This is a genomic window from Paraburkholderia sp. BL17N1, assembly GCF_003634175.1.
Taxonomy (GTDB): domain Bacteria; phylum Pseudomonadota; class Gammaproteobacteria; order Burkholderiales; family Burkholderiaceae; genus Paraburkholderia.
In genome coordinates this window covers 2,076,267-2,098,124 of record NZ_RBIW01000001.1, presented here as the reverse complement: position 1 = coordinate 2,098,124, position 21,858 = coordinate 2,076,267, and the positions used below count along the sequence as shown (strand labels likewise).

19 protein-coding genes are annotated in these 21,858 nt (G+C 64.6%); 7 read left to right on the top strand and 12 right to left on the bottom strand.

Features of this window, described 5'->3' with window-relative positions; genetic code table 11:
- Window positions 1-280: 280 nt before the first annotated feature.
- The 3 genes from B0G82_RS09435 to B0G82_RS09425 form a co-directional block, all read right to left on the bottom strand.
- On the bottom strand, window positions 281-1,795 hold the full coding sequence (locus B0G82_RS09435) for a DegQ family serine endoprotease (RefSeq protein ID WP_116139260.1): 1,515 nt from the start codon (window positions 1,793-1,795) through the stop codon (window positions 281-283).
- A gap of 156 nt (window positions 1,796-1,951) precedes the next feature.
- Window positions 1,952-3,253 carry an ATP-binding protein gene (locus tag B0G82_RS09430; protein ID WP_116139258.1) on the bottom strand — a complete coding sequence of 434 codons (1,302 nt, stop codon included), beginning with the start codon at window positions 3,251-3,253 and terminating at the stop codon, window positions 1,952-1,954.
- Between the two features lie 4 nt (window positions 3,254-3,257).
- Window positions 3,258-3,920 (bottom strand): response regulator, encoded by a 663-nt coding sequence (locus tag B0G82_RS09425; RefSeq protein WP_121307222.1) that lies wholly within the window; start codon window positions 3,918-3,920, stop codon window positions 3,258-3,260.
- A gap of 222 nt (window positions 3,921-4,142) precedes the next feature.
- Here B0G82_RS09425 and dacB point away from each other — a divergent pair, with 222 nt between their 5' ends.
- The 3 genes from dacB to B0G82_RS09410 all read left to right on the top strand — a co-directional run bounded on the left by dacB (window position 4,143) and on the right by B0G82_RS09410 (window position 8,384).
- On the top strand, window positions 4,143-5,885 hold the full coding sequence (gene dacB / locus B0G82_RS09420) for a D-alanyl-D-alanine carboxypeptidase/D-alanyl-D-alanine-endopeptidase (protein WP_121308642.1): 1,743 nt from the start codon (window positions 4,143-4,145) through the stop codon (window positions 5,883-5,885).
- A 188-nt stretch (window positions 5,886-6,073) separates the two neighbouring features.
- On the top strand, window positions 6,074-7,036 hold the full coding sequence (locus B0G82_RS09415; RefSeq protein ID WP_121307221.1) for a sterol desaturase family protein: 963 nt from the start codon (window positions 6,074-6,076) through the stop codon (window positions 7,034-7,036).
- Between the two features lie 97 nt (window positions 7,037-7,133).
- Window positions 7,134-8,384, top strand: coding sequence for an SGNH/GDSL hydrolase family protein (locus tag B0G82_RS09410; protein WP_121307220.1), 1,251 nt, complete (start codon window positions 7,134-7,136; stop codon window positions 8,382-8,384).
- 107 nt (window positions 8,385-8,491) lie between these two features.
- Here B0G82_RS09410 and B0G82_RS09405 read toward each other — a convergent pair whose 3' ends face one another.
- The 9 genes from B0G82_RS09405 to B0G82_RS09365 all read right to left on the bottom strand — a co-directional run bounded on the left by B0G82_RS09405 (window position 8,492) and on the right by B0G82_RS09365 (window position 18,420).
- A complete protein-coding gene (locus tag B0G82_RS09405) occupies window positions 8,492-9,532 on the bottom strand; it encodes an L-threonylcarbamoyladenylate synthase (protein WP_121307219.1) in 1,041 nt (346 codons plus the stop codon).
- A 10-nt stretch (window positions 9,533-9,542) separates the two neighbouring features.
- Window positions 9,543-10,739 carry a 5-(carboxyamino)imidazole ribonucleotide synthase gene (locus tag B0G82_RS09400; RefSeq protein WP_121307218.1) on the bottom strand — a complete coding sequence of 399 codons (1,197 nt, stop codon included), beginning with the start codon at window positions 10,737-10,739 and terminating at the stop codon, window positions 9,543-9,545.
- 112 nt (window positions 10,740-10,851) lie between these two features.
- Window positions 10,852-11,370, bottom strand: a complete 519-nt coding sequence (gene purE, locus B0G82_RS09395; RefSeq protein WP_106284085.1) for a 5-(carboxyamino)imidazole ribonucleotide mutase — start codon at window positions 11,368-11,370, stop codon at window positions 10,852-10,854.
- Between the two features lie 223 nt (window positions 11,371-11,593).
- Window positions 11,594-12,484, bottom strand: a complete 891-nt coding sequence (locus B0G82_RS09390) for a phosphoribosylaminoimidazolesuccinocarboxamide synthase (RefSeq protein ID WP_012434235.1) — start codon at window positions 12,482-12,484, stop codon at window positions 11,594-11,596.
- A 132-nt stretch (window positions 12,485-12,616) separates the two neighbouring features.
- Window positions 12,617-13,681: a class II fructose-bisphosphate aldolase gene (fba, locus tag B0G82_RS09385; RefSeq protein ID WP_106284084.1), complete on the bottom strand. Its 1,065-nt coding sequence runs from the start codon at window positions 13,679-13,681 to the stop codon at window positions 12,617-12,619.
- Between the two features lie 316 nt (window positions 13,682-13,997).
- Window positions 13,998-15,434 (bottom strand): pyruvate kinase, encoded by a 1,437-nt coding sequence (gene pyk / locus B0G82_RS09380; RefSeq protein WP_106284083.1) that lies wholly within the window; start codon window positions 15,432-15,434, stop codon window positions 13,998-14,000.
- A 454-nt stretch (window positions 15,435-15,888) separates the two neighbouring features.
- Window positions 15,889-17,082: a phosphoglycerate kinase gene (locus B0G82_RS09375; protein ID WP_116139246.1), complete on the bottom strand. Its 1,194-nt coding sequence runs from the start codon at window positions 17,080-17,082 to the stop codon at window positions 15,889-15,891.
- 271 nt (window positions 17,083-17,353) lie between these two features.
- On the bottom strand, window positions 17,354-17,677 hold the full coding sequence (locus B0G82_RS09370) for an AzlD domain-containing protein (protein WP_106284081.1): 324 nt from the start codon (window positions 17,675-17,677) through the stop codon (window positions 17,354-17,356).
- Complete coding sequence (locus tag B0G82_RS09365; RefSeq protein WP_121307217.1) at window positions 17,674-18,420, bottom strand: AzlC family ABC transporter permease; 747 nt, start codon at window positions 18,418-18,420, stop codon at window positions 17,674-17,676. The genes B0G82_RS09370 and B0G82_RS09365 overlap by 4 nt, the downstream gene beginning before the upstream one ends.
- Window positions 18,421-18,640: 220 nt before the next feature.
- Between B0G82_RS09365 and B0G82_RS09360 the strand changes: the two genes are divergently transcribed.
- The 4 genes from B0G82_RS09360 to B0G82_RS09345 all read left to right on the top strand — a co-directional run bounded on the left by B0G82_RS09360 (window position 18,641) and on the right by B0G82_RS09345 (window position 21,819).
- Window positions 18,641-19,564, top strand: coding sequence for a branched-chain amino acid transaminase (locus B0G82_RS09360; protein WP_106284079.1), 924 nt, complete (start codon window positions 18,641-18,643; stop codon window positions 19,562-19,564).
- 62 nt (window positions 19,565-19,626) lie between these two features.
- Window positions 19,627-19,821 (top strand): zinc-finger domain-containing protein, encoded by a 195-nt coding sequence (locus B0G82_RS09355; RefSeq protein ID WP_007180502.1) that lies wholly within the window; start codon window positions 19,627-19,629, stop codon window positions 19,819-19,821.
- Between the two features lie 358 nt (window positions 19,822-20,179).
- Entirely contained in the window at window positions 20,180-21,205 is a 1,026-nt protein-coding gene (gene waaF, locus B0G82_RS09350; RefSeq protein ID WP_121307216.1) for a lipopolysaccharide heptosyltransferase II, read from the top strand.
- Window positions 21,206-21,372: 167 nt separating this feature from the next.
- A complete protein-coding gene (locus B0G82_RS09345; RefSeq protein ID WP_106284077.1) occupies window positions 21,373-21,819 on the top strand; it encodes a nuclear transport factor 2 family protein in 447 nt (148 codons plus the stop codon).
- The last annotated feature ends 39 nt before the right edge of the window (window positions 21,820-21,858 follow it).

Sequence of the window (21,858 nt, the reverse complement as noted above, 5' to 3'; positions counted from 1 at the left end):
CTATGCCTGCTTCTCCGGTTTCCGGCGATGGGCCCGGATCAAAGCAGACGCAACCTGCGTGCCAAGCCGTGGGCTGAGTCATATGGAGACCGCCATATGCCACCCCGGGCGGCGCACAGCGCCCTTCTTCGATGCAAAGGTCCAATAAAAAATTGCCGGTCCGCCGGCATTAAATGCAACGGACCGGCAAGCATTACTTCAACTCGCGGTGAGATCAGCCGCGGCGTCGGTCAAACTTCCAACCGGACGAGCGGCTATGCCGTCCACCTCTCGCGACGGATCAGCCGAGATCCACCGGTACGAAGATCTGCGAGTTGTCGCGCTGGATCAGCAACGCGATGCTGTTGCCGGCGCCGGCGATTATCTGTTTCAGTTGGTCGACGCTCGAAATGGGCCGGCCGTTGACCGCCAGAATCACGTCGCCCGGTTGAATGCCGGCGCTTTCCGCCGCGCCGCCCGATTGCTGCACCAGCAGACCGTGCGAAACCGACGCGCCGCTCTTCTCTTCCGGCGTCAGCGGCCGCACCGCCACACCGAGCCGGCCTTGCAACTGCGTCGGCTGATCGGCCTTGCCCGAAGCGACCTTCGCATCCGACAACGAGCCGATGGTTACCTTGAGGTCTTTGGTGGCCTTGTCGCGCCAGACCTGCACGGTTGCAGAACTGCCCGGCGCCAGACCTGCGACCTGCGCCGGCAGATCGGACGAGTCGCTGACCGGTTCGCCGTTCACCGACAGGATCACGTCGCCCGGCTGCAAGCCGCCCTTGGCCGCCGGGCCGCCCGGATCGACCGAGCTGACCAGCGCGCCCTGCGGCTTCTGCATGCCGAACGAGTTGGCGAGCGTCTGGTCCATGCCCTGCACCGCCACGCCGAGACGGCCGCGGCTCACGTGGCCGGTCTTGACGATGTCGTCCTTGACCTTGATCGCCTCATTGATCGGGATGGCGAACGAAAGGCCCTGGAAGCCGCCCGTCTGCGAATAGATCATCGAGTTGATACCGATCACTTCGCCTTGCAGATTGAACAGCGGTCCGCCCGAGTTGCCTGGGTTCACCGGCACGTCGGTCTGAATGAACGGCGTGTAGTTTTCGTTAGGCAGCGAGCGCGACTTCGCGCTGATGATGCCCGAGGTCACCGTGTTGTCGAAACCGTAAGGCGAGCCGATCGCGACGACCCACTGGCCGACCTTGCTCTGGCGCGGATCGCCGATCTTCACGGTCGGCAGATTGCTCGCGTCGATCTTCAGCACGGCGACGTCGGACTGCTTGTCGGCGCCGACCACCTTGGCCTTGAACTCGCGCTTGTCGGTCAGCTTCACGGTGACGACGTTCGCGCCGTCCACCACGTGCGCGTTAGTCAGGATATAGCCGTCATTGCTGACGATGAATCCCGAGCCCAGGCTCGCGCTCGGCTGATCGGTCGCATCGCCGCCGTCGCCGCCGCCTTGCATGCCCGGCATGCCGCCGAAGAAATGCTTATAGAACTGGTAGAACGGGTCACTCGGATCGATCGGCAACTGATTGCCGTTGCCATTGCCGGGATTGCCGCGCAGCGCCGTCTGCTTGACGACGTGCTTCGCGCTGATGTTCACCACGGCCGGACCGTAGGTTTCGACGAGGCCCGAGAAGTCGGGAATGCCGGTTTTAGCGGCGGCTTCAGCGGGCATCATCGCGGCTTGCGCCGGCGAGATCACCTGAGGCGCGGGCACGTCGCGATGCCCCGCTACATAGCCGGCGGAAAGCGCTACGGCGACGGCGATTGCAACGGCGCTGCGGGACAAGGTTTTCGCGTTCATCGTGTACTCCTGACTGGGAGAAAGAGACTTTGGATGTCTCGAAGCGTACGTGGCATCGCTTAAAAGAGTCTTAAGCAGCGACAGATCGCTTCCAACCAGCTATTTAGGCCTGTTTAAGCCCTCTTTAAGTCTCTTTACGAACAGAAAGCCTTGCCTTCAAAATCGCACGCTCACCTGCAAGCCGCCCGCCGGCGACTCGTCGAGCGATACGGCGGCATGATGCTGCACGGCGATGCGGCGCACGATCGCCAGACCCAGACCGGTGCCCGCCACGTCGGTACGGACGCGATTCGCGCCGGCGCCCGCGCGATAGAAACGATCGAACACGCGATCGCGTTCGGCCGGCTCGATCCCCGGCCCGCTGTCGGCGATCCGCACGACCGGGTGTCCCTCTTCGACATGCAGGCTGACGTCCACACGTCCGCCGCGTGGCGTGTACTTGGTTGCGTTATCCACGAGATTGTTGAACATCACGCGCAACGCGTCGGCATCGCCGATCACGGTGGCGGATTCGGTCGCCTCGATGCCGAGATCGACGCCGCGATCGAGCGCAAGCGGCGCGTAAGCCACCACGCACTCTTGCAGCAGCGCGCGCAGATCGACCGCGTCGGTGGCGGCAAGGCCGTCCGGTTCAGAACGCGCCAGCGCCAATAGCTGTTCCGCAAGACGCGTGGCGCGTGTCACGCCGGCTTGCAGATCGGCGAGCGCTTCGCTGCGGCCGCTATCGTCCTTCGCGCGCGCCACCAGTTGCGCCTGAATCTGCACGGCGGCGAGCGGCGTGCGCAGTTCGTGCGCGGCGTCGGCGACGAATGCTTTCTGAGTATCGAGCGCGGTGGCGAGCCGTGCGAGCAGACCGTTCAGCGCGCGCACCAGCGGCTGCACTTCGAGCGGCAAGCGCTGATCCGGCAAAGGATCGAGCGCTTCGGGATGACGCGCGTCGAGCGCGCTGGTCACGCGCCGCAATGGCCTGAGTCCGCGACCGATAACCACCCACACCGCGAGCCCCAGCAACGGTAGCAGCACGATCAACGGCCACAGCGTACGCAACGCGACATTCGCAGCGAGCCGGTTGCGCACGGAAATCGGCTGCGCCAGTTGCACCACGTTGTCGCCGACGATCGCGCCATACACGCGCCACTCGCCGCGATCCGTGTGCTCGGTCGAAAACCCGAGTTCGGCGCGCGGCGCGAGCGGCGCACGCGGACGCGAGTAGTACATCAGCACGCCGTTGCGATTCCAGATCTGCAGCACGATGCCCTCGTCGCCGGTGTCGCGCGAACCGAGCACTTGGGAGAACGGTTCCGACGGCAGCGCGGCGGCGATCTGCTCCAGTTGGTAATCGAAAAGTTCGTTGGCTTCGGCCAGCGCTTGCCGGTAAATCAGCCAACCCGCAATGCCGACGCCGAGCAGCACCAGCGCCAGCAGCCAGACCAGCAATTGACGGCGAATCGAACGCATCGGCTCAGGCGTCCTTCGCGATCATGTAGCCCAGACCGCGCACGTTGCGGATCAGCTCCGCACCGAGCTTCTTGCGCAGCGCGTGAATGTAGACCTCGACCGTGTTGCTGCCGATCTCCTCGCCCCAGCCGTACATTTTTTCTTCGAGCTGGCTCTTCGAGAGCACGGCGCCGGGACGCGCAAGCAGCGCCTCGAGCAGCGCGAATTCTCGCGCCGACAACGCGACCGGCGCGCCGTCGAGCGTGACCTGATGAGAGGCGGGATCGAGCGTCAGGTTGCCGTGGCGAATGGTCGAATCGCTGCGTCCGGACTGACGCCGGATCAATGCGCGCATGCGGGCGCCGAGTTCGTCGAGATCGAAAGGTTTGACGAGGTAATCGTCGGCGCCGGCGTCGAGGCCTTTGACACGATCCGCCACGGCATCGCGCGCGGTGACGATCAGCACCGGCAGCGCGTGACCGCGCGAGCGCAGCGTGCGCAAGACGTCGAGGCCGTCGCGTTTGGGCAGGCCCAGGTCGAGCAGCACGAGATCGTAAGGCTGGCTGCCCACCGCGCTGAGCGCCGCTTCGCCGTCTTCCACCCAGTCGACCGCAAAGCCTTCGCCGCGCAGCGCCTTGCGCACGCCTTCAGCAATCATCCGGTCGTCTTCGACTAGCAAGATGCGCATGGTTATCCGTTCCGAATCGTTCGATGATGCCGCATTCTAGCGCCCGCTCCGTGCATGCGCGCCGCGTGGCGCATTTTCCACCGCAGCCTGGCGGCAACTCTCTACAATGGGCGCTTTGCTTCGCGCGGCCGGCATTTTGTGTCCGCGCGCCAACGCGATCCATCGGCACCGCCGGGATTGCCGCGTGCCCCACGCCCTGACATTTTGCTTTTTCGCCCGTCCATGACGCACGCTTTTCTGGTTTCTCTTGCACGCCGCATCAAGTATGTTCGTCATGTCGCGCTGCGTACGCGATCCGCTTCTGTTTCCGCCGCTCCAGGCACATTCACTGAGCCGTTCGATGGCGTGGCTCGCGCAGCTTCGGCCATAACAACCGCTTCCACCATACATCTGCCGCGCCGGTTCGCGCCGCGCGCCGTGACATGGCTCGTCGCCTGCGCCGCGCTCGGCTGCGGCGCATCGCTGCCGCTAGTCGCGCAGGCTCGCGTCAAGGCCACGCGTCCGAGCGTCAACGTCACCACGGTCTTGCCGCAGTCGGTGATGCTGGGCTTGCAGCGCGCGCACGTGCCCTTGTCGTCGATCAGCGTGGTCGTGGAGAAAGTCGGCGATCGCACGCCGATCCTCGCACTGAACGCCGGCAAGCCGATGATGCCCGCCTCGACGATGAAACTCGTCACCACCTACTCGGGCCTGTCGATACTCGGCCCGGACTACCGCTGGCGCACCAGCGCCTACGCGGACGGCACCATCGACGCGAACGGCGTGCTGCACGGCAATCTCTACATTCAGGGCACGGGCGACCCGAAGCTCGTGCCGGAAGAACTGATCGATCTCGTGCAGAAGATCCATAAGGCGGGCATCACCGGCATAGACGGCGCACTGGTGCTCGACAAGCGCTACTTCGATCCGTCCACACGCGACCTTCCGCCGTTCGATGACGACGCCACCGCGCCGTACAACGTCGGCCCCGATCCGCTGCTGTATGCATTCAAATCGCTGTCGTTCACGCTGACGCCGTCGCCCGACGGCAGCGTCGCGATCGACGTGCTGCCCGCGCTCGCGCAGTTGCAGATCGACAACCAGATGCACGCGGTGAACGGCCCGTGCCGCGGCGACGCGGCCTCGGTGTCGCCCACTGTCACGCCGCAACCGAACGGCACCGTCGTGGCCTCGTTCAGCGGCGACTATTCGATGCGCTGCGGCCCGCGCACGATCAATGTCGCGGTACTCGACCACTCGGCTTTTTTTGCGGGCGGTTTTCTCGCGCTCTGGCAGCAAACCGGCGGCACGTTCAGCGGCGCGACGCACGAAGGCGCGGTGCCCGTCGGCGCCAAACTGGTGGCGACGCATCAGGGGCCGGTGCTGTCCGACATCGTTCGCGACATCAACAAGTTCAGCAACAACACGATGGCGCGCAACCTGTTCCTGACGATCGGCGCCGCCGAGGAAAAAGGGCCCGCGACGACCGCCAAATCGGCGCGCGCAATCCAGGCGTTTCTGCGCCGCGACAGCGTCGACATGGAATATCTGACGCTGGATAACGGCTCGGGCCTCTCGCGCGAAGAGCATGTCACCGCGCTCTCACTCGCTGATCTATTGCAGCGAGCCAACGCGAGTCCGGTCGCGCAGGTGTTCGTGGAGTCGCTGCCGATCGCGGGCGTCGACGGCACCATGCGCAACCGCTTGACCAACCAGGGCGCGGGCGGCAATGCGCACATCAAGACGGGCACCTTGCGCGACGTTCGGGCAATCGCGGGCTATGTGGCCTCGGCGGACGGTAACAGTTACGTGGTGGTCAGCCTGATCAACGATCCGCATTCGGAAGCCGCGCGCGCCGCGCACGACGCGCTGCTCGAATGGGTGTATCAAGGACCGTCGCAGGGCTTCACCAAGGTGTCCGATCCGGTCGTCGAACCGCGCAACATCAAGCCCAGGAAAAACCCGCACGCGCGTGGCGCTCACTGAGTGTTCCTTCTAGCGAAGCCGCGCGCGGCAACGTGCTCAAGCGTGTACGCTGTCGGGCAGTGTTTGAGGCGCGCGTAATACGCTGGACGTGACGCCGGGGCGGTGCATCGATTACGGCCCCGCTCGAACAAAAACGACAACATCCGCTGCGCACAACGCGGCGGCCAGGGACCACGGAGGAAGACACAATGCAATTCGATGCCGAATTGCTGCTGCTCGCCATGGCGCCAGTCTTTCTCGCATGCATCGGCTGGGAGGCGTGGCACCTGCGGCGCACGCAACCGGGCGCGCAACTCTATAGCTGGCGCGACACGCTCTGCAACGCCGCGCTCGCGCTAATGCAGCAAGCCGCCGACAAGCTCGCGTGGCTCGCCATCATTCCGGTCTACGCGTTCTTCTACGATCACTATCGCATCTACACGTGGCAGGCGGGCTGGGTCTCGTTTGCCGTGCTGTTCATCGCGCAGGATCTGCTCTACTACGTGTTCCACCGCTGCAGTCATCGCGTGCGCTGGCTGTGGGCCGCGCATGTCGTGCATCACTCGTCGGAGCGCATGAATTTTTCAACCGCGTTCCGTCAGAGCCTGATGTATCCGGTCGCGGGCATGTGGCTATTCTGGACGCCGCTCGCCGTGCTCGGTTTTCCGCCGAAGCAGATCGTCGCGATCGTGCTCATCAATCTCGGCTTTCAGTTTTTCGTGCATACGCAGGCCATCGGCAAACTCGGCTGGCTCGAAATCGTGTTCAATACGCCGTCGATTCATCGCGTGCATCACGCGCGCAACGACCGCTATATCGACCGCAACTATGCCGGCGTGCTGGTGATCTGGGATCGCCTGTTCGGCAGCTACGTCGAGGAGGATTTGCGCGATGCGCCGGTGTACGGCATCGTCGAGCCGCTTCACACCTACAACCCGCTGAAGGCGACGTTTCACGAATGGGCGTCGATGGCCGCCGACTTCGCGAGCGTGCGCGGCTGGCGCAACAAACTGCGCGCGCTGTTTGCGCCGCCCGCGTGGGCGGCGGATTATCATGCGCGGCGCGCCGCCGGTTCATCGGGAGCGCGCATGGACTCAGGTGAATATTCGGGCGAGGCTACGCGCGCGAAGCAAGACCATACGGCCGCGTTTCAAACACCACGCAGGCCGTAGAAGATTCTGTAAGCTGTCGTCACGCCGCCTAAGCGGTGGGCGCTGGCTGCAACACATGGCAAAGGGCCACACATACATACGAGGAGATGTCGTCAACATGAAGCAAACAGCATCGCGGAAACAACATTGGCTGCGTGTCACGCAGATCGCCATGGCCAGCACGGCATTCGCTCTGCTCGCGGCTTGCGGCGGGGGTAGCGACAATAACAACAACGCCAGCAGCACGCCTGCGGGCGGAGTCAAGCTGCAGGTCGTGTCGTTCGGCGACAGCTTGTCGGATGTCGGCACGTACTCGCCGGTCATTCAAGGGAGCTTCGGCGGCGGCCGCTTCACGACGAACCCGGGTGAAGTGTGGACCCAGAAGGTCGCTGAGTATTACGGCGACACGTTGACGCCGGCCTACCTCGGCGGCTTCGGCCAGCCGCTGGTCGCAACGGGTGGCCTGGGCTATGCGCAAGGCGGCTCGGACGTCGTCAATGCTCAAGGCCAGGGTTGGGCGCCCAACAACATGGCCGCGACGACCGTGCCGGTCGTGACCCAGGTGGCCAACTACCTGGGCGCGCATGCGAGCTTCAATGCAAACCAACTCGTGCTGATCAACGGCGGCGCGAATGACATCTTCCAGTTCGCGGGGACCACCGCCAATCTGACGGCGCTGGGCGCCGCGCTACAGACGCAGTACCCGCTGCTCGTGCAAGCCGGCACACTGCCGAACTCGCAAGCGGGCCAAGTGGCGTTCATCGTCGGCTACCTGCAGAAGTTGCCCAATCCGCAGATCGCGCAGGCCGCCACGCAGCTCGCGGCGCAAGTCCAGAAGATCGTCGGCTCGGGCGCGACTCACGTGGTGGTGTCGACGGTGCCGGACATCGGCAACACGCCGCTCGGCGTCGCCGCCAACGCAAGCACGCCTGGCACGGCTGCGCTGCTGTCCGGCATTACCGCGGCGTATAACTATCTGCTGGTGCAGAACCTGACGGCTCTCGGCCTGGTGGGTACGGGCAAGGTCATCGTGGCCGACGCGTTCACCTGGATCGATCAGCAATTGCCGAACTACAAGGCGCTGGGCTTCACGGTGTCGAACACCGGCACGGCGTGTAACCTGACGTCGATGCAGGCCAACGCAACCGCGTACGCCACCGCCAATCCGAGCGCAACGAACGGGCTGACGCCGGCTCAGTACGGCGCCCAGTTCGGCTCGTCGCTGTTCTGCTCGCCGCAGACTTATACGGTGGCTGGCGCTGACCAGACCTATATGTTCGCGGATACGGTGCACCCGAGCACGCACCTGCACGCGTTGTTCGCGCAGTACGTGCAGCAGCAGATCGCTGCGACGGGGTTGGGGAAGTAATCAGGCGAGACGTTGCAGGCAAAACGGCGGATTGAGGCTCGATCCGCCGTTTTTCTTTGCTGTGGTGAATGAGAGGCCCGGCGGCCGATGCAGCCGTGCTGCCGGCATTATCCCTGCGCTTCGAACGCGGCGGCCGCCCGGCCAAGCCGGTCATTCACCGCGATCCACTCGATCGTATCCGGCAGCTTCTCGATCAGAATCCGCGTCACGTTCGCGCGATCCAGCGCCCGCAGCAAGCCATACAACTCACGCGCGTAGACATGCGGATCTTCAGGCGCGGCGATGAAATGCACGCCTTCGGCATCGGCCCAAGGTCCGGCTCGCGACGCACGCGCCACCAGCGCCACGCGCTCATCCGCTTGCCGCGCGGCAAGCAAAGGCTCCAGCGCGACGAACGGCAACAGCGCCAGCGGCGTGCGCGGCGCGTAATGCGCCTTCAACGTGCCGGAAGCCCGTGGCGCAGTCGCGTCGGAGCCGTCGGGCAAGCGCGGCGCCTCGCCGAGCACGTCGGCGATGTCTTGCGGTGTTACACGCCCCGGTCTCAACAACGCCGGAAAGCCGCGCGACAAATCCAGAATGGTCGATTCGATACCGACATCCGACGCGCCGCCGTCCAGCACATGAATCGTGTCGCCAAACTCGTCGCGCACGTGTTGCGCCGTAGTCGGGCTCACATGTCCGAACCGGTTCGCCGACGGCGCCGCAACACCGCCGTGTCCGCCGCGCAATGCATTGAACGCCTCGAGCAACGCTTGCGCGACCGGATGCGACGGGCAGCGCAATCCCACCGAATCCTGGCCGCCGCTCACCGCCGCCGGAATGCGCGCGGCGCGCTTCAGAATTAACGTGAGCGGACCCGGCCAGAACGCGTCGATCAACCGCTGCGCCTCCGCAGGCAAATGCTCGACCCAATAGTTCGGGTCGCCTTGCGGCGCGAGATGCACGATCACCGGATGATTCGCCGGCCTGCCCTTCGCCGCGTAAATGCGCGCGACGGCGTCGGGACTCTCGGCGTCGCCGCCGAGACCGTAGACCGTCTCCGTGGGAAACGCGACCAGGCTGCCCGCGTCGAGCAGCGCCGCCGCGTGTTCGATCTGCGCGGCGCTCACCGGCAATGCGGCTTCGGCGTGTTTCGGTTGATCCGGCATGATGCTCGTGTCAGCTCGTGATGATGTGCAGAAGCCGCGCGCAATCGCGTCCCGCCGTGCGCGCTTCTTCGAGCGTGGCAGCCGTGAAGTTCACGTGGCCCATCTTGCGGCCGCATCGTGCCTCCTCCTTGCCGTACAGATGCAGACGGGCTGCCGGCATGGCGGCGACTTCATGCCACGGCGGCGTGACGGCCGCGCGCTTCGGGCCGTCCGGAAACCACACGTCGCCGAGAATGTTCAGCATGACAGCCGGCGAATGCTGGCGCGTGTCGCCGAGCGGCATGCCGGTCATGGCGCGCACCTGTTGCTCGAACTGGCTGGTCGCGCAGGCGTCGACAGTGTAGTGGCCGGAATTGTGCGGGCGCGGCGCCATTTCATTGGCCACCAGCGAGCCGTCTTCGAGAATGAAGAACTCGACGCACAGCACGCCGACGTAACCGAGCTTGTCGGCGATTTGCAGTGCGGCCTGTTGCGCCTGCTGGACGAGCGTGGGGCTCGCATCGGGCGCCGGGACTATGGTGTGCGACAGCACGCCGTCGCGATGCGTGTTCTGCGCGAGCGGATAAACCACCGACGCGCCGCTCGCCGCCCGCGCGATCAGCGCGGACACTTCGAACTTCAACGGCAAACGCTTTTCCAGCACGCACGGCACGCCGGCGAGCGAAGCATGCGCCTCGCGCACTTCCTCGGCGTTGCGCACGCGAATCTGGCCTTTGCCGTCGTAGCCCATGCGGGCGGTCTTGAGAATACCCGGCAGCACGGCTTCGAGCTTCGCATCGTCGAGCGCGGCCAGCGCATCCGACGAGTCGATCACCACGTGCGGCGCCACCGTCACGCCCGACGACGCGATAAAACGCTTCTCGGCAATACGGTCCTGGGCCACGGCGACGCAGCGCCCGGCCGGACTCACGAACGTAGTCCGCGCGAGGAAGTCGAGACTCGCGGCCGGCACGTTCTCGAATTCGGTCGACACCGCCGCGCACAGCCGCGCGAGTTCGGTCAGCGAAGCTTCGTCGTCGTAAGCCGCGCGCAAATGGCGGTCAGCGACGGCGCCCGCCGGACTGCTTTCGTCCGGATCGAGCACGGCAACGCGGTAGCCCATGGCTTGAGCAGCGAAACAGAACATGCGGCCGAGCTGGCCGCCACCGACCATGCCAAGCCATGCGCCGGGCAGAATCGGTGAAACCGGTGTGTTGTCTGGGTTCATCTTAGTGGTCGGTCGCGGCCGGGTGCTGTGTGCAATGCGTGCGTGCAATGCGATGTCAGGCACCCGGCCGGGGGTCGGACAGGGGACGTCTTCAAGCAGTCAGTTCGTGCGCTTACAGCGCCGGCAACACCATGGCGTGAGCCGCTTCGTTCTGGCGCACGCGGAACGCAGCCAGCTTCTGCGCATACTCGTCGCTCGTGCCGCTCAGGAGCGACACCGCGAACAGGGCCGCGTTCGCCGCGCCCGCCTCGCCGATCGCAAATGTGGCGACCGGCACGCCCTTGGGCATCTGCACGATCGAATGCAATGAATCGACGCCCTTCAGGTACTTGCTCGCCACCGGCACGCCGAGCACTGGCACCGTAGTCTTGGCGGCCAGCATGCCCGGCAGATGCGCCGCGCCGCCCGCACCAGCGATGATCGCGCGAATGCCGCGCTCGCGCGCGCTTTCAGCATAGGCGAACATTTCGTCGGGCATGCGATGCGCCGATACGACCTTCGCTTCGTAGGGCACGCCGAATTCCTGCAGAATCGCCACGGCGTTCTTCATGACTTCCCAGTCGGAACTGGAGCCCATCAGCACGCCGATAACCGGCGCGCCATGCGTATGGGCGGTTTGTGCTTCACTCATCTTACGGCTTCCTTGTTTCTTGAGAGCGCCCGGCGCTGTCGCTTCGCGCCAGACGCCCCGGCGGAGCGGAATAGTTAGCGGCGGCCCGGCGCCCGGTTAGAAGCGCCACAAAGTCGTCGCTTCGCGCCGCCCGGCGAGGCCGTGATTGCAGAAGCGGCTTCCTCGGGAGCGGGCAAGCCACGGCGGCCCACGCTTTCTCGCGCGCGCCAACCGCTGCGCGCAATCAGGCGAGCTTATGTCCGGTCAGGCGTTCGAGCGCTTCCTGGTACTTCTCGCCCGTTTTCGTGACCACGTCGTCCGGCAGCTTCGGCGCCGGCGGCTCTTTCTTCCACGGCTGGGTTTCGAGCCAGTCGCGCACGAACTGCTTGTCGAACGACGGCGGGTTGGTGCCGACCTGATACTGGTCGGCCGGCCAGAAGCGCGACGAATCCGCAGTCAGCGCCTCGTCCATCAGATACAGCTTGCCGTGATTATCCAGACCGAACTCGAACTTCGTATCCGCGATGATGATGCCGCGCGTGGCCGCGTAGTCGGCCGCTTCCTTGTACAGCTTGATCGAGATGTCGCGGATCGTGGCCGACAGTTCGGTGCCGATGCGGCGCTCCATCTCGTTGTACGTGATGTTTTCGTCGTGATGGCCCATTTCGGCCTTGGCCGCCGGCGTGAAGATCGGCTCGGGCAGCTTCTGCGCGTTTTGCAGGCCCGGCGGCAGTTCGACGCCGCACACCGAACCGGTGGCCTGGTAGTCTTTCCAGCCGCTGCCGGCCAGATAGCCGCGCACCACGGCTTCGACGAGGATCGGCTCAAGGCGCTTCACGACGACCGCGCGGCCCTTGACCTGCTCGACCTCGTCCGCCGCCACCACGGATTCGGGCGCGACGCCCGTCAGGTGGTTCGGCACCACATGCTTCAGTTTCTCGAACCAGAAGTTCGCCATTTCGTTGAGCACGCGTCCCTTATTCGGAATCGGCTCGCCCATGATGACGTCGAACGCCGACAGACGGTCGGTCGTGACGATCAGCAACTGGTCGTTGCCCACCGCATAGTTGTCGCGGACTTTACCGCGGCCGAGCAGCGGCAGCGAGCGGAGCGTGGATTCGTAGAGGGTAGACATCGTCGTGGTTCGCTAAAAGTGAGGCAAAAAGTGTGACCGGAACAAAAGGGAAACGCCGTTCCCCGGATGATGCGGGAACGGCGGTCTAACGGCAACCTGGCCAAACGGCCAGGCGCGGAGCCTGTTGATAGCTTAGCGGACGACTTGCGAAAGCTCGCCTGCTTTGTACTTCTCCGCGATTTTATCAAGCGAAACCGGCTTGATCTTGCCAGCCTGGCCTTCGCAGCCGAATTGCGTGTAGCGCTCGACGCAGATTTTCATGGCGGCTTCGCGCGCCGGCTTGAGGTAATCGCGCGGATCGAACTTGCCCGGGTTGGTCGCCATGTAGCGGCGGATCGCGCCGGTGATCGCCAGACGCAGGTCGGTGTCGATATTGACCTTGCGCACGCCGTTCTTGATGCCTTCCTGGATTTCCTCGACCGGCACGCCGTAGGTTTCCTTCATGTCGCCGCCGAATTCACGGATTTCCGCCAGCAGTTCCTGGGGCACCGACGACGAACCGTGCATCACCAGATGGGTGTTCGGAATGCGCTGGTGAATTTCCTTGATGCGCTGGATCGACAGAATATCGCCCGTTGGCTTCTTGCTGAACTTGTACGCGCCATGCGACGTACCGATCGCGATGGCCAGCGCGTCGCACTGGGTCAGCTTGACGAAGTCGGCAGCCTGCTCCGGGTCGGTCAACAACTGCTCGCGCGTCATCGTGCCTTCCGCGCCGTGGCCGTCTTCCTTGTCGCCCTTCATGGTTTCCAGCGAACCGAGCACGCCCAGTTCCGCTTCCACCGTGATGCCGATCGAGTGAGCCGCTTCCACGACCTTGCGCGACACGTCCACGTTGTACTCGTACGACGCGACCGTCTTGCCGTCGGCTTCGAGCGAACCGTCCATCATCACGCTGGTGAAACCGCTGCGGATCGCCGCCATGCAAACCGCCGGCGACTGGCCGTGATCCTGGTGCATCACGACCGGAATGTGCGGATACGACTCGACCGCGGCTTCGATCAGGTGACGCAGGAACGCTTCGCCCGCGTACTTACGCGCGCCGGCCGACGCCTGCATGATGACCGGAGCGTTGACCTTGTCGGCCGCCGCCATGATCGCCTGAACCTGCTCCAGATTGTTCACGTTGAATGCCGGGAGGCCGTAGCCGTTTTCGGCGGCGTGGTCCAGCAGTTGACGCATTGATACGAGAGGCATGCAATAACTCCATAGATTGAAACGAAATCTTGTGCCGTCGGCATCTTTTTTTGCGAGCTGGTCTCGAAGCAAGCCACATACCCGTTCGCACAGTCTCTAAAGCGCGGAGCGGTCCTTACCGCTCGACGCGCGATTGGAGCCTGTGCGCCGCCTCTCGCGGAGCATGGCAGCCTGCTTCGGCCAATCAAAGCTGTCGACCGGAGTTTGTGCTTCAGCACTCACTCCGATCCGACGCAGAGCGTGCCGATCGAGCAGAGCGCATGTCGATCAGAGCCAGCGCTTCAGCACCGACCCCGATCCCACGCACCACACGCGCTCAATACGGTTCGCCGACCCGTACGATCTTCAGCGTATTCGTGCCGCCGGCCTGACCCATCGGCTCGCCGACGGTCAGCACCACCATGTCGCCGCGCGACGCGTAACCCTTGCTGACCACGGTCTCCAACGCCTGCTGCAACGCGGTGTCGCGGTCGGTGTTGGTGTCCAGATGCAGCGAAGTCACGTTGCGGTACAGCGCCATGGCCCGCTCGCTGCCGACCCGCGGCGTGAGCGCGAAAATCGGCACGTGGGTCCAGTGACGCGACATCCACAGCGCGGTCGAGCCGGACTCGGTCAACGCCACGATCGCCTTCGCGCCGAGATGGAACGCCGTGAACAGCGCGCCCATCGCGATCGACTGGTCGATCCGCGTAAACGTGCGGTCGAGGAAATCCTTGTCCAGCTCCGACTGCTCCGACTTCTCGGCTTCGATACAGATCGCCGCCATGGTTTCGATGGTCTGCACCGGATACTTGCCCGCCGCCGATTCCGCCGACAGCATCACCGCGTCCGTGCCATCGAGCACCGCGTTGGCGACGTCCGACACTTCGGCGCGGGTCGGCACCGGCGCGTGGATCATCGACTCCATCATCTGCGTGGCGGTGATCACGAACTTGTTCGATTCGCGCGCCATACGAATCATCCGCTTTTGCAGCGCGGGGACTGCGGCATTCCCCACTTCCACGGCCAAGTCGCCGCGCGCGACCATGATGCCGTCTGATGCATCGAGAATGCCCTGCAGCGCCGGAATGGCTTCAGCGCGCTCGATCTTGGCGATCATCTTCGGCTTGATGCCGAACGGCGCGCCGGCGATGTTCGCCAGCTGACGGGCCATTTCCATGTCGGTGGCGTTCTTCGGGAACGATACCGCGACGTAATCCACGCCGAGCGACATGGCGGTGCGGATGTCTTCCATGTCCTTGGCGGTCAGCGCGGGCGCCGTCAGACCGCCGCCCTGGCGGTTGATGCCCTTGTTGTTCGACAGCTCGCCGCCGATCTTCACAACGGTGTGAATCTCGTTGTTGATCACGCGCGCGACGTTCAGCACGATCAGGCCGTCGTTGAGCAACAGCACGTCGCCCGCTTTCAGGTCGCGCGGCAGGTCTTTGTAGTCGAGACCGGCGCGCTCTTCGTTGCCGAGTTCGCAGTCGGCGTCGAGGATGAACGGCTCGCCGGCGATCAGATTGATTTTGCCGTTTTCAAATTTGCCGACCCGGATCTTCGGGCCTTGCAGGTCCGCCATGATGGCGACTTCACGGCCGGCCTGGCGAGCCGCCTCGCGCACGAATTCGGCGCGTTGGCGGTGGTCGTCGGCGGTGCCGTGCGAGAAATTGAGCCGTACCACGTCCAGTCCTGCCTGCATCATTTGCAGCAGGATTTCCGGCGTGCTGGAAGCCGGTCCGATGGTGGCGACAATCTTGGTGGCGCGATGCATGAGTCTCCTCGTCTGGGTGAGATCGCTGGAAAGAGCGCTGCGAGTCGGATGCGGAGGCTGCGCACCGAAAGATGCTGCCGGGGGCTGCGCGCCGGTTGAAACCAGCGTCGCTTTATTGGGTGAAGCGGTGTTCGAGACCAGCACGGGAGGTGCCGGCTGCGGGGCGAGTTCTTCGTCGGGGAGTTCTGCGGATGGCGAGGCGGTCTGCACAGCATCTGCGCTGGGCAATTCCGCTGCCTCGCCGGCAGTGGTCAACTCCGCGAGCGCAAGGGGCGCCCCGGATTCTTCTTGCTGCTGGCTAGCTGAACCGACCGTGGCATCACCCGCGGACTCGAGCGCTGCCGGCGTGGCGGCGGAGCGCGCCGCGCGCTCCCCTGCCGATTCCGCCGCGATGTTGCGCGGCTTGCCGCCGCGCGCTTTTGCAGACTTTGCCGTTGGGGAGCGCGTCGCCACGTTAAGCCCGCGATTCCAGAACTTCGACGGCGGGCAGCTTCTTGCCTTCGAGGAACTCGAGGAAGGCGCCGCCGCCCGTCGAGATATAGCTGACCTTGTCGTGGATGCCGTACTTGGCGATCGCCGCAAGCGTATCGCCGCCGCCGGCAATCGAGAACGCCGACGACTTGGCGATAGCGTCCGCCAGCGTTTTGGTGCCGTTGCCGAACTGGTCGAATTCGAACACGCCGACCGGGCCGTTCCATACGATCGTGCCGGCCTTTTCCAGTTGTGCGGCAAGCGCCTTGGCCGTTTCCGGTCCGATGTCGAGGATCAGGTCGTCGTCTTGAACGTCGGCGACGGCCTTGATTTCGGCCTTGGCGGTCGGCGAAAACTCTTTGGCCGTGACCACGTCGGTCGGGATCGGCACCGAGGCGCCGCGCGCTTTCGCGGCGTCGATGATGGTTTTGGCCTCGTTCACCAGATCGGCTTCGGCAAGCGACTTGCCGATCTTCAGGCCGGCAGCCAGCATGAACGTGTTGGCGATGCCGCCGCCCACGATCAGCTGATCGACCTTGTCGGCGAGCGACTTGAGAATGGTCAGCTTGGTCGACACCTTCGAGCCGGCGACGATCGCCACCAGCGGACGTTTCGGCGCGCCCAGCGCCTTGCCGAGCGCTTCGAGTTCGGCGGCCAGCAGCGGACCGGCGCACGCGACCGGCGCGTATTTGGCGATGCCGTGCGTGGTCGCTTCAGCGCGGTGCGCGGTGCCGAACGCGTCGTTCACGTAGATGTCGCAGAGCTTCGCCATTTTTTGCGCGAGCTCGTCGGAATCCTTCTTTTCGCCCTTGTTGACGCGGCAGTTTTCCAGCAGCACGACCGAGCCCGGCTCGACATTCACGCCATTTTCCACCCAGTTCGCCACCAGCGGCACGTCGCGGCCGAGCAGTTCGGCCAGACGCTTCGCGACCGGCGCCAGCGAGTCTTCCGGCTTGAAATCGCCCTCGGTCGGACGGCCCAGGTGCGACGTGACCATCACGGCGGCGCCCGCGTCGAGCGCGGCCTTGATGGCCGGCACGGAGGCGCGGATACGGGTGTCTTCGGTGATGTTGCCTTGATCGTCCTGCGGCACGTTCAGATCGGCGCGGATGAACACGCGTTTGCCGGATAGCTTGCCTTCGGCGATCAGATCGGAGAGACGCAATACCTTGTTCATGGGCGTGTGTGTGCGAGTTGATGGGAAGGCGGTGGCGGACGGCGCGCGGTACTCAAGCGCGGTGAACTCCAGCGCTCAGGCACGGCAGCGGCTCCACTGACTCGGGTGCCGGCGGCAGAGCCGCGGCCCGCGCGCCTTGCGGCGGCGCGCTTATCCCGGAAACAAGCATTTTAACTGATCCACACGGCCTTCTGACCCGCGACCGGGCGAATGTCCCGTATTTGAAGCGAGCGGCGCCTATGCCGCAACGCAACATTTCCTGCCTCTTCAACTACATGAAGAGCCGCAACAGCGTGAACACGACCATTCCGACGACAATCGTACCGAGCATGGTGCGGCGCCACAAAAACCACCCGAGACCCGCCAGCGTGGCGTAGAACTCATGGTTCGACGGCGCGAACGACAGGCCGTCGGGCGTCGCCAGCACGTCCGGCAGGACCACGGCGGCGAGCGCCGCTGCCGGCGCATAACGCAGCATGCGCTGCACCCGCGCCGGCAAAACGGTACGCTCGCCGCCGATTAGAAACATCGCGCGTGTCACGGCGGTGACCAAGGTCATGCCGAAAATGGCCAGCCAGATCTGCGTGGATGTCATCGGGAATCTCCGGCGCTGTTACGGATGCGTCGCAAATCGGCGCGCTCGACCATCAGGTCGGCGGCGCTGCCGGCGACGATCGCCGCGATCACCGCGAGCGGCAGCGCGAGCCGGTACGGCAAGTCGAACGCCAGCAGAGACACCACACCGGCGACGGCGACCGCGACCAGCGTGGAGCGCGTCGCGATCGCCGAGATCATGATGGGCAGCAAGGCCAGCGTGCCCGCCAGCGCGAGGCCCCAGTTATCGGGAATCAGGCTCGCCAGCAGAATCCCGGCGATCGACGACACCTGCCACGACAGCCAGCTACAACTCGCCATGCCCCAGTAATACGCCTCCTTGCCCGGCACATAGCCAGTGGGGAAGCTCTTCTTCTGGAACAGCAGATAGATGACGTCGCCATTGAAGTAGCCGAGCACGATGCGCCGCCACATCGACAGATACGAAAAATGCGGCGCGAGACCCACGCTGAAGATCACGAAACGCGTATTGACCATCGCGGCGGTAAGCAGCACGGTCCAGATGGGCAGCTTGGCGGCCAGCAGCGGCAGCACCGCCAGTTGCGACGAGCCCGCATAGCACAGCAGCGACATGGTGAGCGCCTGCGGCAACGTGAGCACCGATTTGCTCATGGCGATGCCGGTGACGAGCCCCCAGGAGAAGATCGCCATCAGCGTGGGCGAATAGTCGCGCGCGCCTTCGCGGAAGGCACGACGATTGGTATCTGACAGGCGAGCGAGCATGGGGGCGAAACGCGGGCGCCAAGGGGCGCTGCAAGGATGGGAAGTCGGCGCCAGGTCGTCAAGCACCCGCTGGCGCATTCGGATATGAATTATGCGTGCGCTGGATTATAGCGTCGGGAATGCGGCCAAATGCCCGTTTCGTGTGCAAAAGACGTTAAAATGCGGGTCCTGGCTATACCCGACATAGCTACGCCTAACAACGCACCCGCTGGAGAATCGTATGTCAATGGCCGACCGCGACGGCAAGATCTGGATGGATGGCAAGCTCATCGACTGGCGCGACGCCAAGATCCACGTGCTCACCCACACGCTGCACTACGGCATGGGCGTCTTCGAAGGCGTACGCGCCTACAAGACCGCGGACGGCGGCACCGCGATTTTCCGTCTGCAGGAACACACCAAGCGTCTGCTGAACTCGGCCAAGATCTTCCAGATGGACGTGCCGTTCGACCACGAAACGCTCGCCGCCGCGCAATGCGAAGTGGTCCGCGAAAACAAGCTCGAATCCTGCTACCTGCGCCCGATCATCTGGGTCGGCTCGGAAAAGCTCGGCGTGTCGGCCAAGGGCAACACCATCCACGTGGCGATCGCCGCCTGGCCGTGGGGCGCGTACCTCGGTGAAGACGGTATCGCCAAGGGCATCCGCGTGAAGACTTCGTCGTTCACGCGCCATCACGTGAACGTGTCGATGGTCCGCGCCAAGGCGTCGGGCTGGTACGTGAACTCGATCCTCGCCAACCAGGAAGCCATCGCCGACGGCTACGACGAAGCGCTGCTGCTCGACGTGGACGGCTACGTGTCGGAAGGCTCCGGCGAGAACTTCTTCCTCGTGAACAACGGCAAGCTGTACACGCCGGACCTGTCGTCGTGCCTCGACGGCATTACGCGCGACACGGTCATCACGCTGGCGCGCGACGCGGGCATTCAGGTGATCGAAAAACGCATCACGCGCGACGAGGTTTATACCTGCGACGAAGCGTTCTTCACCGGCACCGCCGCCGAAGTCACGCCGATCCGCGAACTCGACAACCGCACGATCGGCTCGGGCACGCGCGGCCCGATTACCGAGAAGCTGCAGTCGGGCTTCTTCGATATCGTGAACGGCAAGAGCGACAAGTACGCGAACTGGCTCACCAAGATCTAACGCGCGCTGCGCCGGAATCAACCGGCGAAACGCACGCACCCTGCATACAACGAGAACGTCTCATGAGCGAAATCAAGGAAATGCCGCTGGTCGAACTGTCGGCAAAAGACCTGCCGGCGTATTGCCCGAATCCGGCCATGCCGCGCTGGAGCGCGCATCCGCGTGTCTTTATCGACGTCACGCATGGCGAAGCCAAGTGCCCGTACTGCAGCACGCGTTACAAGCTGCGCGACGGCGAAGTGGTCAAGGGTCATTGAATACGGCGCACTGAGCACTGATGGCTTGTGGCGCCGCTTGCCGGGTCGGCGGCCCGCTTCGTTGCGGGTTGGGCGCGGGTTGTGTCGTGGGGTTCGCTTCCTGATCGGCTGCGGGTTGTGCCGCGGCGAGGTTCGTCGTTGCACGAGCCGGCGCCGGTCGTGCAGTAGACCGTGACCATGCCACGCGCACGCGCAACCCGGTCCGAAAGCAGGCGCGTCACAGCAGGGCCGCCACCGCGGCGCGTCCGGCCATGCCGGAAATACGCCACGCGGCTTGCGGCTTTTCCCCTTTTACTAATCCGAATGCCACGCGCAAAACCTGCGCGGGGTTTCGTTTCGACACCGGACACTCACTCTGATGCGTCGCGCGTTGGTTATCGCACCGAACTGGATCGGTGACGCATTGATGGCGCAGCCGCTGTTTGCGCGCCTCGTGAAATTGCATCCGCGCATCGTCATCGACGCGGTCGCGCCCTCGTGGGTCGCACCTGTACTCGAACGTATGCCGGAAATCCGCGACGTCTACGCCACGGATCTCGCGCACGGCAAGCTGCAAATGCTGCGCCGCTGGCAGCTGGCGAGCGACTTGCGCGATGTCGGCTACGACGCCGCCTACGTGCTGCCGAACTCGCTCAAGTCGGCGCTGATTCCGTGGATGGCGGGTATTCCGCTGCGCATCGGCTATACCGGCGAGAGCCGCTACGGCCTGCTGAACGTGCGTCATGCGAATCCGCGCAAGGACGAGCGCCCGCCGATGGTCAGCCAGTACGCCGCCCTCGCCTACGCGCCCGGCGCCAAGCTGCCCGACGACCTGCCGATGCCGCGCCTCGACGCGGACCTGAACGAAGCGTCGCGCGTCTCGGCACGCTTCAATCTCGACACGCGCGTGCCGCTGCTGGTGTTCTGTCCGGGCGCCGAATACGGCCCGGCCAAACGCTGGCCGCCCGAGCACTTCGCATCGCTCGCGCAAATGGTCGGCCAGTCGTTCCCGTACACGCAGATCGTCGCACTCGGTTCGCCGAAAGACGCGCCGCTCGCACAGGCCATTGCCGAGCGAGCGCCGAACGTGCGCAACCTGTGCGGCCAGACCGCGCTGGGCGAGGCGTGCGCCTTGATCTCGCGCGCCAACGCGGTCGTCACCAACGATTCCGGCCTGATGCATGTGGCCGCCGCGCTGCGCCGGCCGCTGGTGGCCGTGTACGGCTCGACCGATCCGCGCCACACGCCGCCCTTGTCCGAGCTTGCGAAGGTACAATGGCTTCATCTCGAATGCAGCCCCTGTTTTGAGCGCGAGTGTCCGCTTGGTCATCTGAACTGCCTGAGGCAGTTGAGCGCCGAGCAGGTGTTCGGCGATTTGCGCGGCATGTTGCTGGCGCAACGCTGAACTCGCTGACACTTGCACGCAACACCGCACGCCCTGAGCGCGTCGCGTCATGTTCGCGCCTTGCGGCGCGGGCATTCTGGCGCTCGGGTGCGATTGTCCGGTGCCCCGGACTGTTCCGCTGACCGCTGTCCCGCAACCGCGCGCCGCGCACAAGAGACTGACGAGCCATGCCACGTTTTGCCCATATCTTCGAAGCCGCCGCCGATACCCTGAATGCCTATTACCAGGCCGTCGCCGAGGTCAATATCGACAGCTTGATGGGTCTGTGGATCGATGAAGAGTTCGTCAGCTGCATCTGCGCCGACGGCTCGCACCTGCACGGCCTCGACAGCATTCGCGCGGGCTTGCAGACCCAGCTCGAAACCGCGCGGGTTTCCATCGAACCGCTCGATATCCGCGTCTATGACAGCCTCGGCACCGTGGTCTACGCGATTGCCGAAGCGCACCGGCCGGCCGACCCGAAGGCCACGCCCGCCATGGTGTTCACGACTTACGTGATGGTTCACGAACGCGGCGAATGGCGCATCGCGCACATTCACGCGAGTCCGATGCCCAACGAAGCCGCCAGCCAGTTCGCCACGAAGATGCGGCATGGCCAGGGGTCGCTGCACTGACGCGCACCGCGCGTTTCACTTTTTTGTTCTGAAGCAGGC